The sequence below is a fragment of the Pseudomonas sp. Sample_9 genome (assembly GCF_004307535.1).
Classification (GTDB): Bacteria; Pseudomonadota; Gammaproteobacteria; order Pseudomonadales; family Pseudomonadaceae; genus Aquipseudomonas; species Aquipseudomonas mercuritolerans.
The window spans coordinates 1-13,975 of sequence record NZ_RAZO01000246.1 but is presented as its reverse complement, the minus strand read 5'-3'; the positions used below and the strand labels follow the sequence as shown (position 1 = coordinate 13,975).

At 61.0% G+C, this 13,975-nt stretch carries 7 protein-coding genes; 6 read left to right on the top strand and 1 reads right to left on the bottom strand.

The window, feature by feature from the left end; translation table 11 throughout:
* Positions 1 to 499, top strand: a 499-nt coding sequence (locus D6877_RS13860) for an ATP-binding cassette domain-containing protein (protein ID WP_130911177.1), incomplete at its 5' end; no start/stop codon positions are given.
* A 246-nt stretch (positions 500 to 745) separates the two neighbouring features.
* Positions 746 to 1,726 carry a transcriptional regulator ArgR gene (gene argR / locus D6877_RS13855; RefSeq protein WP_024014018.1) on the top strand — a complete coding sequence of 327 codons (981 nt, stop codon included), beginning with the start codon at positions 746 to 748 and terminating at the stop codon, positions 1,724 to 1,726.
* A 7-nt stretch (positions 1,727 to 1,733) separates the two neighbouring features.
* On the opposite strand, the gene D6877_RS13850 is transcribed toward argR, so the two are convergent.
* Positions 1,734 to 9,515, bottom strand: a complete 7,782-nt coding sequence (locus D6877_RS13850) for a DUF6543 domain-containing protein (protein ID WP_130911159.1) — start codon at positions 9,513 to 9,515, stop codon at positions 1,734 to 1,736.
* Positions 9,516 to 9,818: 303 nt separating this feature from the next.
* On the opposite strand from D6877_RS13850, the gene D6877_RS13845 reads away from it, so the two are divergent.
* The 4 genes from D6877_RS13845 to D6877_RS13830 all read left to right on the top strand — a co-directional run.
* Positions 9,819 to 11,039: an aspartate aminotransferase family protein gene (locus D6877_RS13845; RefSeq protein ID WP_016773586.1), complete on the top strand. Its 1,221-nt coding sequence runs from the start codon at positions 9,819 to 9,821 to the stop codon at positions 11,037 to 11,039.
* Between the two features lie 247 nt (positions 11,040 to 11,286).
* On the top strand, positions 11,287 to 12,306 hold the full coding sequence (aruF, locus tag D6877_RS13840; protein ID WP_024014015.1) for an arginine/ornithine succinyltransferase subunit alpha: 1,020 nt from the start codon (positions 11,287 to 11,289) through the stop codon (positions 12,304 to 12,306).
* Positions 12,307 to 12,357: 51 nt separating this feature from the next.
* Positions 12,358 to 13,383, top strand: a complete 1,026-nt coding sequence (gene astA, locus D6877_RS13835) for an arginine N-succinyltransferase (RefSeq protein WP_024014014.1) — start codon at positions 12,358 to 12,360, stop codon at positions 13,381 to 13,383.
* Positions 13,380 to 13,975: aldehyde dehydrogenase family protein (locus D6877_RS13830; RefSeq protein ID WP_178083682.1), on the top strand; the 596-nt coding region annotated here is incomplete at its 3' end. The genes astA and D6877_RS13830, both read left to right, overlap by 4 nt.

Genomic DNA, 13,975 nt, shown 5'->3' with positions numbered 1-13,975 from the left:
TTCGCGCCTGTCGATGGTGTTCCAGCATTTCAACCTGTGGTCGCACATGACCGCGCTGGAAAACATCATGGAAGCGCCAGTGCATGTGCTTGGCGTGTCCAAGGCCGAAGCCCGCGAAAAGGCCGAGCATTACCTGAACAAGGTCGGCGTGGCCCATCGCAAGGACGCGTTCCCGGGGCACATGTCCGGCGGCGAGCAGCAGCGCGTGGCGATCGCCCGTGCGCTGGCGATGGAGCCGGAAGTGATGCTGTTCGACGAGCCGACTTCGGCCCTCGACCCGGAACTGGTCGGCGATGTGCTGAAGGTGATGCAGGCGCTGGCGCAGGAAGGTCGCACCATGGTTGTGGTGACCCACGAAATGGGCTTCGCCCGTGAAGTGTCGAACCAGTTGGTGTTCCTGCACAAAGGCGTCGTCGAAGAAAGCGGCAACCCGCGCGAAGTGCTGGTCAACCCGCAGTCGGAGCGCTTGCAGCAGTTCCTGTCGGGCAGCCTGAAATAAATCAGGGCTGCCGTTGTGCACCAGATTAGGTCATGCTTCGCGACCTGAAGCCTGACCCAGATCCCCTGTAGGAGCTGCCGAGTGCAACGAGGCTGCGATCTTTTGATCTTGTTTTTCGAAAATCAAAAGATCGCAGCCTTCGGCAGCTCCTACATGGATCTGTGTCGGACTCAGGATTTGTATTCATTTCCGGGCTAGCATTGGCCCATGCCTTCATCACCGTTGTTCGTTTCGGATTGCCCGCCCATGACTGCCCATCGAATTGGTTTCCTGATTTGGCCCAGCACTAAAGCGTTGACGCTGGCGCTGGCGGAGGAGGCCTTGCGTGTTGCGCAGCGGGTGCACCCGGACGTGGTTTACGAACTGTCGTTCCTGCAGGCCGAGCCGCAGAGCGAAGGGGCCTGGCAATTGCCCGGCGAACCCTGGGCCGGCAAGCTCGAGAATTTCCAGAAACTGTTCCTGCTCGCTGACGAGCCACCGACCACCCTGGCGCCGGCGCTGAGCAGTGCGCTCAAGCAACTGGTGCGTGCCGGTTGCGTGATCGGTGGGCTGTCGGCCGGTGTCTATCCCTTGGCCCAGCTCGGTTTGCTCGACGGTTATCGCGCCGCCGTGCACTGGCGCTGGCAGGACGATTTTGCTGAGCGCTTCCCGAAAGTCATCGCCACCAGTCATCTGTTCGACTGGGATCGCGATCGCCTGACCGCTTGTGGTGGCATGTCGGTGCTCGACCTGCTGCTGGCGGTGCTGGCCCGCGATCACGGTGCGGAACTGGCCGGTGCGGTGTCGGAAGAACTGGTGGTCGAGCGCATCCGCGAGGGCGGTGAGCGTCAGCGCATTCCATTGCAGAATCGCCTCGGCTCCAGCCATCCGAAGCTCACCCAAGCGGTGTTGCTGATGGAAGCCAACATCGAAGAGCCGCTGACCACCGACGAAATCGCCCAGCATGTGTGCGTATCCCGCCGGCAGTTGGAGCGGATCTTCAAGCAATACCTCAACCGCGTGCCGAGCCAGTACTACCTGGAATTGCGCCTGAACAAGGCCCGGCAGATGTTGATGCAGACCAGCAAGTCGATCATCCAGATCGGCCTGTCCTGTGGCTTCTCCTCGGGGCCGCATTTTTCCAGCGCCTATCGCAATTTCTTCGGTGCCACGCCGCGGGAAGATCGCAACCAGCGGCGCAGCAGCAGCCCGTTCGAATTGTCGTCAGTGCCGCCGGAGCGCGGCTGACAGCGCGTCAGTCAGGGTCGCTCGGCGGTAACGGTCGCTCCTCGCCATCGGAAAAATCCGAATCCATGAAATCGTCAAATTCATTCCAGGCGGGAGTACTCGATGCGCGCGTCTCGATGTCGTGCGCGCCAAGGGCCGTGTTGTACCTGTCCAGACGTTGCTGACTTTCCGCTTGCAGCGGATTTGCGCTGAAATCGTACTCGGTCATCATGATGTCGGGACGGGACGGAAACCCGGACGGCAACGCCCTGATTCTGTTGTTGGACAGGTCAGCCTTGCGCAACTGAGTCAGCCGGAACAAGCCAGCGGGCGGCATGGTCAGGCCGGTGTTGCTCAGGTCCAGCAACTGAAGGTCGGGAAAGTGGATCAGATCGGGGCTGTGCCCCAGTGGGTTGTTACTCAAATCCAGAGAACCGAGATTTTTCAGCGGTGCGAAAGCCTCTGCCGTGCGGGCAGTCATTGCGATCTCACAGCCCGAGAGGTTCAGGCTACTCAGGGTTTCGAGGCCAAAGACCGGCGCAGGAACCCGACGTAACGGGTAATTGCGGATATCCAGCACCCTGAGCCGGGGAAACAGCTCCAGCAAGCGATCGACGGGAGGAGGAGTGCTCGCCGTGCTGGTCAGCCGCAATTGGTCGATGTAATCGAAACGCCCAGACAGCGGCGGCAGCTCGCCGGTGAACGAAAGGTCGCAGACGAACTCGCCGTCCATGGGGTTGACCGGGAAGTGCCGCAGGCGTTTTTCCAGGTTGTCCTTGAAGCGTTGGCGCTGGACGACTTGCTCGCGCCACGCTTCATTTTCCGGCACGCCCTGGTTAACCGAATCAGTGGGCGTTGCATTGACCCAGGCATCAAGATTGCCGAGTAACGAGGTGAGCTCGGTCTGCCGACGCAGCAGTTCGCTGCGTCCGTCCGCCATTGAACCGGGCAGGCGATAGACCAGGTCATTGGCATCGAAGGCAGTCAACCCCGGGTACAGCGTCTGGGCCAGATCGAGATCCGCCTGTTCGGCCCAGACACCGAAATTGTCGTCCTTGAGCAGGTAGCACGCCTTGATCTGTTCGCGCGAGGTGGCAGACAGTGGATTGGCAGCCAGATCCACGCCGCGGTTGGCGAAAACCGTGAGGTCCTCAGGTAATCCGATGATGTTGTTTTCGCCCAGCAGCGCCGTTTTCAGGCGCGCAGGTCGATCCAGCCCGGCGGGCACACGCTCGATTCCCGTGCGGATCAGATCGATGAAGGTCAGGTTGGCAAGCGTCGATACATCGGGCGTCTGGCCCAGCGGATTACCGAACAGATCCAGCGCCGTCAGGCGACTCAGGGTCGACAACGTGGCTTGTCCGGCAGTATCGAGGGTGATATTGCATCGGCTGAGCATGAGCGTTTCAAGCGAAGGCATGCGCTCCAGCGCTTGCGGGATTCGGCCCAGTGCGAAACCAGGCAATTCCAGTCCCTCCAGCCCAGTGAAGCAATCGAGAAAGCCATCGGCAATACTCAGCTGTGGATTGCCCTGGATTTTCAGGTGCGTGATCTGGCTGAAATCGGCGCTCAGCTGTGGCAGTTCGCCGACGAATGGAGCCTCGGTAGTCAAGACTTCCAGGCGCAGATCCGGCATGTCGATACGACTGCCGCGCCAGAGATCCTCAAGACTTTCGCTGAACTGGTTTCGCGCCTCAAGTTGCGCTGCTCTTTGCTGCGCGGTCCAGAGTTGGCCCGTTGTCGGATCATGACTCGGTACGCGCTGCTGCCACGCTTCGAGGTCGCTGAGCAGTCGGGTCACTTCGGCATCCCAGCTCATCAGTTGCGCCGTACCTGCCTGCAATGTGCCGGGGAGGCGATAGATCATGTCGATGGCCATATCGTCTCTCAAGTGCGGGAACACTCTGCGCGCCATCGCAACGTCATTCGGGGCGGGCAGTATGCCGAAGTGGCGATTGTGTTCGGCATGGTAGGTCTTGATTCGCTCGCGAGCAGCCAGAGACAGCGGATTGCCGGCCAGCCGCACGCCGGCGGTGCGATTCGGATTTGCGCTGAACAATGCTTCCGGCAACTGTGTGATCTTGTTGTCGTTGAGATACAGGGACTGCAAAGCCGGGTGTTCGGCAATACCTTCGGGCAGAGACGAGAGATTGCAACGGGTCAGAAAAGCGTCCTGCAATGCCGGCATCGTCTGTAGATCGGGTGTCACGGTCAGTGGATTGTTGCTCAGGTCCAGACGCTTGAGCTTGCTCAGCGACACGAGCACATCATGTCCGGCGGAGGTGTAGTTGATGGCGCAGCCGTCCAGGCGCAGCTGTTCGATATTGTTCAGGTTGGCGATGAAGGGCGGAATTTCATTCAGCGCGAATTTCTTCATTTGCAGCACCCGCAGCTCGACAAAGGACTCAACGAACGTGTCTATGCCGGTGATCGCTGCATTGCCCGTCAGCTTCAGGGTTGAGACATGGCTGAAGTCGACGTTCAGGCGAGGCATCTGGCCGACGAATTTCAGATCGGTCACAAGGGCCGTGCTGCGCTTGCCGTCCACTTTGGACCGCTGGCGCCAGAAAGCCTCCAGGTCTTGCTTGAATGCGGTCCGTGCCGAATGCTGTTGCGCCTGCTCCATTTCCGAAAGCTCACGGCCTGTGATCGGATGCGTGGACGGCGTTTCCTGCACCCAGCGCTCGAGATCCAGTTGCATCTGCGCCAGCTCCGCTTTCCAGCGAAGCAGTTGCGCGCGGCTGTCGGCCAGATTGCCCGGCAGATCGTAGATCATGCCGCTGGCCTTCTGCTGATCGAGATTGGCGAACAATTCCTGCGCCAGGCCAATGTCCTCGTCGGCGGCCATGACATGGAAGTCCTTGCGATGGCTGCGATAGTAGGTCTGGACGTTGTCGCGCGCCTCGGTCGACAAGGGATTGTCGGAAAGATCAATGCTGCCGCTGCGCTCGGCAGGCAGATCGAACAGGGCGTCCGGTAATTGCGTGATGCGATTGCCGGACAGAATTGCGGAGCGCAGATTCGGGTGGCTGGCCAGTCCATCCGGGACAACGCTGAGGCCGCTGTTGGACAGGTCAATGTCCCACAGCCGGGGCAACAGGTTGAGGTCGGGGAAGGTTCCCAACGGGTTATCGCTCAGATCCAGTTGGTGCAGATGGTCGAAAGACAGCAGCGCCGCCTGATTCTCCGGAGTCAACAGCACGCCGCAGTTTTTCATCTGCAGTTGGAACAGACGAGTCAGCGTATTCATCGGCAACGCCTTCGGTTCGAGTTCGAAGTTGTTCAGCTTGAGCCTGGTCAGTTGGGGGAAGCACTCCAGAAACGGCGCGATCGCCGAAATCTCCCGATTGCCAGTCAGGGTCATATCGTAAACGTGCTCGAAGTTTGCGCTGAGCACGGGCATGTCACCACTGAACGCAGCGCTGGCCTCAAGACTGCCCTCGCGAGTGGACACGGATCTGCTGCGCCAGAACTGCTCAAGTTGTTGCGCGAAGCTCCGCCTGGCATCCAGCTCACGCGTCTGTTCGGCGATCGGCAGGCGTTCACCTGTTTCAGGGTGAAACGTGGCCGCCTGGTTGATCCATTGGCTGAGTTCCAGGTTCAACTGGCTGACCTCGGCTTCCCAGAGCGCCAACTGGGCACGGGCCTCAGTCAGTGTTCCGGGCAAGCGGTAGAACACTTTGGTGGCTTGCTCCTCGTTGAGGTCAGGGAACAATGCGATGGTGCGCTGCAGATCTGCGCGCTCCGGACGAATGTCGAAGTGTCGGCCGGAGTATTCATGGAAGTTTTTCACGCGTTCGCGCGCCGCTGGGGTCAGCGGGTTGTCAGCGAAGGTGAAGTTATCGCTCAAGGAGGGGGGCAAATTGAAGAACCCTTCGGGCACCGCTGTCAGGCGATTGCCATCGAACTGGCCGGAACTCAGCCGAGGATGATCCAACAGGTCATCTGGCAGACTATGTATGCCGGTCCGCGACAGATTGACGTAACGCAACGAGGGCAACGCGTGCAGGTCGGGTGGCAAACCGAGGGCGTTGCCCTGCAGATCGAGGATGGTCAGCTGTGGCATGGAGGCGAGCACTGCCTGCGTGGTGATCGTAAGGCTCAGCCCGCATTTGCGCATTTTCAGTTCGCGCAGATAAGGCATGTGTGTGAGTGCCTGAGGCAGCGACGGCAGCCTCAGGTTTTGTGCATCGAGAATCCGTAATCGCGGAAACTGTCGCAGAAAACTGTCCAGTGAGCCCGGCGTGGCGCCGCCATCAAGGATCAGGGTGGTGATATGCCTGAGGTCAGCCGACAGCGTGGGCAGGTCGCCGATGATCGGGTGCACAAGCTTCATGGCGTGACCTGATGCCATGGCGTAATCATCGAGGTCGGTAGGGTACTCCCGACGCCAGCCTTTGAGGATTTCTTCCCTGAGCAATCGTCGGTTCTGGATTTCCGCGCGTTTCTGCACCGGGGTGAGTGCAATGCCGGTATCGGGATGACTGAGGGGCGGGTTGTTGGCCCAGACATGCAGCTCGTTCTGTAATTGCAGGTATTCATCCTGCAGCCGCTGGATCTCAGCGCGCTGGCCCAGCGGACTGGCGCGCATGTTCTGCTCCACTGTGCTGATCTGCAGGTCGGTCAGCTTCGGGTAAAGCGCGCGGATGTCCTGCCGGTAGCCTTCCAGGATTTCCTCATCGCTTTGTTCAACTCGGGAATAACCGTCGCTGCCCAGCAGCCTTAGCGTATCGAAGACCGGTGGCCGAATCGGCGTCTCCTGTAGCACGACGCGCAGCTCTTCACGTTCCATGGCGCGTTCGCGGATGGCGGCTTTCAGCACGTTGCCCTGGCCCACCCTGATATTGAGACTGCTGCGCTCACTGTCGGGCAATGCGTACAACAGGCTGGAATGGAAATCGCCGAATGAGTGCAGTGCCTGGCCGCGGTCGTCGAAGGGCTGATAGCGCCCGTCATCGCGCCTGACCAGTACCTTTTGTTCAGGCGCGTCCTCGCGCCCGATGCTGTCGACCACCGGACCCTCGTAGCGACCGTCGCGGATTTCGATCCGCACATCGCCGCTCCAGCCCGGCAGGAATTTCAGGCTGTGCAGCGACAGCGAGTCGGAATCGGAATTTTTCACCGAGTCCAGTTCGAGCCCCTCGTAGGCCCGGGTCATGCGCACTTCCTGGCTGGCCAATTGCATCAGTTCCTGTTGGCGCGGTGGCAGCTGTCCATCGCTGATCTGTAGCAGTTCACCCCCCGTGGCAGTGTCGAGCAGCTCGCGGGTGATGCTCGCTGGTAATTCGGGGTTGTGAGTCTTGAGCTGTTGCGCCAGCGGATCGTCGAGGTGCTGCAAGGCTCGATAGCGGGATTCGAACAGTGCGCTTCGGTGCGTTCTGGCGAGCTCGACCACTTGCTTGCGCAGGGTCTGGCAGCGCACGTCCAGTGGCGGGGTCGCGGTGAAGGGTTCTGCGAGCAGTGCCTTGATCTGTGCTTGATCGAGAACCGAAAGCAGGCTTTTGAGCAGGTCGCCGCCGATCAATTGATCCTGACGCAACTCCGTCAACGGCAGGCTTTCGTCTGCGCTGGACTGCCAGAGCAGCTCGCCCTTGCGATCGATCAGGCGCAGGCGCTGGTTGCTGGGCCAGCGGCCATGTTCGCTGAGCAATTGCAGTTGAGTGACCTGGTCGGCGCGCAGAAATTCTTGCGCAACGTCGCTGTCGAGTTGATCGATGAAGCGCTGCAACTGCTGGTCAAGCTTGAAGCGCTGGATGCTGTCGGCCAGCAGCGGCGGGACTTTCTCCTGATTCACATGCATTTTGCGCACGGCATCTTCGCTGCTGCCGCTGACCTGAAGAATGGTTTTGCGCTCGGCCGGGGTAAAGCTCTCTACCGCCGGGCCGATGCGCCGCAGTGCGGTCTCGCCGTCCCATTCCACGGGGCGTTCGAGCTCGGTGTGCCAGGCCCCGTCGCCGTTGTGCCGTACCACAGGCTGATAAGCGTCGGGGCGAGTCGGATGTTCGATGCGGTACTGGCCGGGCACTGTGTGTTCCTGCACGGAAAAATGCGCATCTTCGAGCGGCAGCAACTGTTTGTCCTGATGTGGATGCAGGCCCAGTGCGGTCGGTTGCGAATCCGGTTCGGGCCGGGCCGGGTATTCGTAGCGCTCGAGATCGGGTTGCCAGTAGCGGGTTTCACCATTGGCGAGTTTTACCGATTTGAAACGGTCGATAAACGCTACGACTTCCTTGGGCAAGACGTTGCGAAACTCAGCCGAGGCAATCGCACCGCCAAGCGCAAACATGCCCAACTGGATCAGCGATTCCACGGTGCCCATCAGATGTTCGAAGGCTTCGGTGGTGCGGCCCTGCGCCCATTCGATGATGCCTTCGAACGCTTCGTCGAGCATCTGGTAAGCCATGTACCCCATCATGACTTCGCCCAACACCGGTACGAAGGGGGCGACGATCAGTGCGGCGGTCTGGGCGATCGTGGAAATGATGTCGACCACCGAGTCCCAGAACGCCCAGCGTGCCTTCTGGTCGACTGCTGCGGTGGGCACGGCGATGCTGCGGCCGTCATTGAAAATCTTGTTCAGTTTCGTCTGATAGAGGTGCTGCCACAGGTCGTCCTGAAACGGCACCAGCGCAGTCTGCAGATCGGGTCGCTCCACAGGCGCCTCGCGCCAGGCCGGCAGGGAGCTGCCGGGTTCGTGGGGATGCCACTTGATTTCGCTGAGACGGCTGTTGAGGGTGCCGAAGAAAAATCCGCGCTGTTCATGATTGACGAAGCGGCTGAAGAACCGCTGGTACTCCCTGGAGCGCAACTGGCGCGTCAGTTCAACGACCATTTCCAGCGGCGAGGCATATTCCTTGAACGGGTGCTCGGGATCGTCCGGCACATAGGCCACGATCCGCGCGTTGGTCCGCGACACGGTCAAATCCGGCCCGAAGACAACGATGCCGGTCAGTGGCGCGCAGAGCATCGTCACGTCATGGCACAACAAGGGCGCACCATGGATGTAGATGCCTTTCATGCCATCGAGCAGGGCCTCGACCAGGCGCACTGCGTTCTCTGACACATCGCGGTTCATCCGTGCCCATTGCAAAGCGGCTTTCATGGCAGCCTTCTCGCTGGCGTCCAGCTTGCTGCGCAATACCGAGGCGACCATGGGATCGGAGTAGCCGAGATTTTCTTCCAGGCTGGCTTGATACTTCGCGCCGACATCCAGTCGGCGACACAACTGGGTGAACGCGGCGATGCTCATCGTTGATTTGATCGCGGGCAAGGTGTCGAACTGTCCCGTCGTGGTCGGTGGCGTGGTGAAAGTTGACTCGGCTTCGAAGGCGTCGGTGCGGGTTTCCTTGTCTTCAAAGTTATGCAATGCGGCGTCGAGCAGCGAAATGCTCCACACCCTTGCGCCGGTCTTGATAGGGAACCAGGGAGTGGTGGCAGGGATGTACAAACGCACATAGGTGTTTCTGACATCCAGATCCAGATCGAAAGCGCGTTTCAGTTCTGCCTTGAGCAGGGGCTCGGCGAACGCTGCCGCATCCTGCAAATGCTCCAGGCTTTTATCCACTTCACTCTGGGCACTGATGTGCGCGGCATTCAGACTTTTCATCTGCGCATGCTGCTCGGCTGGAGCGGTCTTGAGCGGTTCGGGCAGTTGCGGGACGCTCTTCTTCAGTGCGTCTCGCCGTGTGGCCGAGATGTCGCCCAGCCAGTCGGGGATCGCCTTTTTCAGCGGTTGGTAATGCTCAGCGGGATGTCGCGCGTCGTTGGCGACAGTCGGGGTTGCCGGTGGGTGTCCTTCAGACAGGTGCATGGCCATTCCTTGGCGTTGGGAAGAGCCCTCAGCAAATCAGCAGCCAGCGCACCTCGTGCGGTACATATTTATGTCTCTGCCGCGAGGCTGACTTGGTATTCTGCGCGGCCTGCCGCAAATCGGCCGCGCCCGGTAAACTGCGCCTTTGCGACGCTATATGTCGCATTGCCGTAAACCCGGGAAAATCCGGGGTTTGCGCTATAAGAAGTTGTCGCTTGGCGACAAGGCCGGGCACCCAACTGTCCTTACAATCCCCTCATCGCTCGCCAGTTCCAGGCGGGTGTTCCTCTTCAGGAGACTCCGATGTCCGTTGAGCACGCTGCGGTACAACGCGCCGATTTCGACCAGGTAATGGTTCCCAACTACGCGCCTGCCGCTTTCATTCCGGTGCGTGGCGCCGGTTCCCGGGTCTGGGATCAGGCCGGCCGCGAGCTGATCGACTTCGCCGGCGGGATTGCCGTCAACGTCTTGGGCCACGCGCATCCGGCGCTGGTCGGTGCCTTGACCGAACAGGCGAACAAGCTGTGGCACGTGTCCAACGTGTTCACCAACGAACCGGCCCTGCGTCTGGCGCACAAGCTGATCGACGCCACGTTTGCCGAGCGCGTGTTCTTCTGCAACTCCGGCGCCGAAGCCAACGAGGCCGCGTTCAAGCTGGCCCGTCGCGTGGCGTTCGACCGTTTCGGTACCGAGAAATACGAAATCATCGCCGCGCTGAACAGCTTCCACGGCCGTACCCTGTTCACCGTCAACGTCGGTGGCCAGTCGAAGTATTCCGACGGTTTCGGTCCGAAAATCACTGGCATCACCCACGTTCCCTACAACGATCTGGCCGCGCTGAAAGCGGCGGTGTCCGAGAAGACCTGCGCGGTCGTGCTCGAGCCGATCCAGGGCGAGGGCGGCGTACTGCCGGCCGAGCTGGCTTACCTGCAAGGTGCCCGCGAACTGTGCGACGCGAACAACGCGCTGCTGGTGTTCGACGAAGTGCAGACCGGCATGGGCCGCAGCGGCAAGCTGTTCGCTTACCAGCACTACGGCGTGACCCCGGACATCCTCACCAGCGCCAAGAGCCTGGGCGGCGGTTTCCCGATCGCGGCGATGATGACCACCGAAGCGCTGGCCAAACATCTGGTCGTCGGCACCCACGGCACCACTTACGGCGGCAACCCGCTGGCCTGCGCCGTTGCCGAAGCGGTGATCGACGTGGTCAACACCCCTGAAGTGTTGAACGGCGTGAACGCCAAGCACGACAAGTTCAAGACCCGCCTGCAACAGATCGGCGAGAAATACGGCCTGTTCACCCAGGTGCGTGGTCTCGGTCTGCTGATCGGTTGCGTGCTCAGCGAAGCCTGGAAAGGCAAGGCCAAGGACATCTTCAACGCCGCCGAGCAGGAAGGCCTGATGATTCTCCAGGCCGGCCCGGACGTGATCCGTTTCGCCCCGAGCCTGGTGGTGGAAGATGCCGATATCGACGCAGGTCTCGACCGCTTCGAACGTGCTGCGGCGAAGTTGACGCAAGCCTGATGGACCTTTCGGCGCCTGGAGTTTTTCCGGCGCCGAACCAATTTTTGATACCGGGCACATTCACCTGTTGGATTGAACCTGTGGTGAGGGGATTTATCCCCGATGGGCTGCGCAGCGGCCCCAGATTTTTGGGGGTGCTTCGCCCCCCCAGCGGGGATAAATCCCCTCGCCACAAGTCCCATTCCTGCATCGATCTTTATGTGGGCCCGGTTTTTTCTGTGAATATTGAAGAGAAAGGAGTGACACCATGCTGGTGATGCGCCCCGCGCAAATGGCTGATCTGGGCGAGGTACAGCGTCTGGCCGCGGACAGCCCGATTGGTGTCACTTCCTTGCCGGATGACGTGGAACGTCTGAGCGACAAGATCGCCGCGAGCGAAGCTTCGTTTGCCGCCGAAGTGAGCTTCAACGGTGAAGAGAGTTACTTCTTTGTCCTTGAAGACTCGAGCACCGGCAAACTGGTCGGCTGCTCGGCCATCGTCGCTTCCGCCGGTTATTCGGAGCCGTTCTACAGCTTCCGCAACGAGACCTTCGTTCACGCCTCCCGCGAGCTGAAGATCCACAACAAGATCCACGTGCTCTCGCAGTGCCACGACCTGACGGGCAACAGCTTGCTGACCAGTTTCTACGTGCAGCGCGAGCTGGTCGGATCGCCATGGGCCGAGCTCAATTCCCGTGGCCGCCTGCTGTTCGTCGCCAGCCACCCGGAGCGTTTTGCCGATTCGGTGGTGACCGAGATCGTCGGTTACAGCGACGAGAATGGCGATTCGCCGTTCTGGGATGCGATCGGGCGTAACTTCTTCGACCTCAACTACGCCGAGGCCGAGCGCCTGTGCGGGCTGAAAAGCCGCACCTTCCTCGCCGAACTGATGCCGCATTACCCGATCTACGTGCCGCTGCTGCCGGATTCCGCCCAAGAGGCGATGGGCCAGGTGCACCCACGGGCGCAGATCACCTTCGACATCCTGATGCGCGAAGGCTTCGAGACTGATCACTACATCGACATCTTCGACGGCGGCCCGACCCTGCATGCGCGGGTTTCCGGGATCCGTTCGATCGCCCAGAGCCGCGTGGTGCCGGTGAAGATCGGCGAGCCGGTCAAAGGCGCCGGACGCCAGTACCTGGTGGCTAACGCACAGTTGCAGGATTACCGCGCGGTGTTGCTGGAGCTGGATTACGCGCCGGGCAAACCGGTGACGCTGGATATGGAAGCAGCCGAAGCCCTGGGCGTCGGTGAAGGTGCCAGCGTGCGCCTGGTGGCGGTTTAACGCCTTAGCGAGTTTCACGGGTGGCGCGAGCGGCCCGTTTGAGGAGATAGCATGATTGTTCGTCCCGTACGCAGCAGCGATTTATCCGCGCTGATCGACCTGGCCCGCAGCACCGGCACCGGCCTGACTACCTTGCCGGCCAACGAAGAGCGCCTGACCCACCGGGTCGGCTGGGCCGAGAAGACCTTTCGCGGCGAAGCCGGGCGTGGCGATGCCGACTATCTGTTCGTGCTCGAAGACGATGACGGCCGCGTGGTGGGGATTTCCGCCATCGCCGGCGCGGTTGGCCTGCGTGAGCCCTGGTACAACTTCCGCGTCGGTCTGACGGTCAGCGCTTCGCAAGAGCTGAACATCTACCGCGAAATCCCGACGCTGTTTCTGGCCAACGACCTGACCGGCAATTCCGAGCTGTGCTCGCTGTTCCTGCACGCCGATTACCGCAACGGCCTCAACGGCCGGATGCTGTCCAAGGCGCGCATGCTGTTCATCGCTGAGTTCCCGGAGCTGTTCGGCAACAAGATCATCGCCGAAATGCGTGGCGTGTCCGACGACGCCGGGCGCTCGCCGTTCTGGGAAAGCCTCGGCCGCCATTTCTTCAAGATGGAATTCAGCCAGGCCGATTACCTGACCGGCGTCGGCAACAAGGCGTTCATCGCCGAACTGATGCCGAAATTCCCGCTGTACACCTGCTTCCTCTCGCCGGACGCGCGCAACGTCATCGGCCAGGTGCACCCGGACACCGAGCCGGCACTGGCGATGCTCAAGAGCGAAGGCTTCAGTTACCAGGGTTACGTCGACATCTTCGACGCCGGCCCGGCCATCGAATGCGAAACCAGCAAGATCCGCGCGGTGCGTGACAGCGAAGCGCTGGTGCTGGCCGTCGGCACGCCGGGCGACGACGCCACGCCGTTCATCATCCACAACCGCAAACGCGAGGATTGCCGCATCACGGCTGCCCCAGCGCGTCTGGCTGCGGGCACCCTGGTGGTCGATCCGCAGACCGCGAAACGTCTTCAACTCAGCGCCGGCGATCAGGTTCGCGCCGTGGCGCTGTCCGCTGCACGGGAGTCGAAATAATGAATTCGCTATACATCGCAGGTGAGTGGCTGGCCGGTCAGGGCGAGGCCTTTCAATCGCTGAACCCGGTGACCCAGCAAGTGCTGTGGGCGGGCGAGGGCGCCACTGCCGCGCAGGTCGAATCGGCGGTTCAGGCTGCTCGCCAGGCATTTCCTCAGTGGGCACGTCGCACCCTCGAGGAGCGCATCAGCGTCCTCGAAGCTTTTGCTGCTGCGTTGAAAAACCACGCTGACGAACTGGCTCGCACCATCGGCGAAGAAACCGGTAAGCCGCTGTGGGAGTCCGCGACCGAAGTCACCAGCATGATCAACAAGATCGCCATTTCGGTGCAGAGCTACCGTGAGCGCACCGGCGAGAAGAGTGGCCCATTGGGCGACGCCACCGCCGTATTGCGCCACAAGCCCCACGGCGTGGTTGCGGTGTTCGGCCCTTACAACTTCCCCGGTCACCTGCCCAACGGTCATATCGTCCCGGCGCTGCTGGCCGGTAACAGTGTGTTGTTCAAGCCCAGCGAACTGACGCCGAAAGTCGCCGAGTTGACGGTCAAGTGCTGGATCGAAGCCGGTCTGCCGGCAGGCGTGTTGAACCTGCT

What these genes read in the sequence shown, in the direction of transcription:
- D6877_RS13845 (WP_016773586.1), top strand. Translation starts at nt 9,819, where the DNA reads ATGTCCGTTGAGCACGCTGCGGTACAACGCGCCGATTTCGACCAGGTA.
- argR (WP_024014018.1), top strand. Translation starts at nt 746, where the DNA reads ATGACTGCCCATCGAATTGGTTTCCTGATTTGGCCCAGCACTAAAGCG.
- aruF (WP_024014015.1), top strand. Translation starts at nt 11,287, where the DNA reads ATGCTGGTGATGCGCCCCGCGCAAATGGCTGATCTGGGCGAGGTACAG.
- D6877_RS13850 (WP_130911159.1), bottom strand. Translation starts at nt 9,515, where the DNA reads ATGCACCTGTCTGAAGGACACCCACCGGCAACCCCGACTGTCGCCAAC.
- astA (WP_024014014.1), top strand. Translation starts at nt 12,358, where the DNA reads ATGATTGTTCGTCCCGTACGCAGCAGCGATTTATCCGCGCTGATCGAC.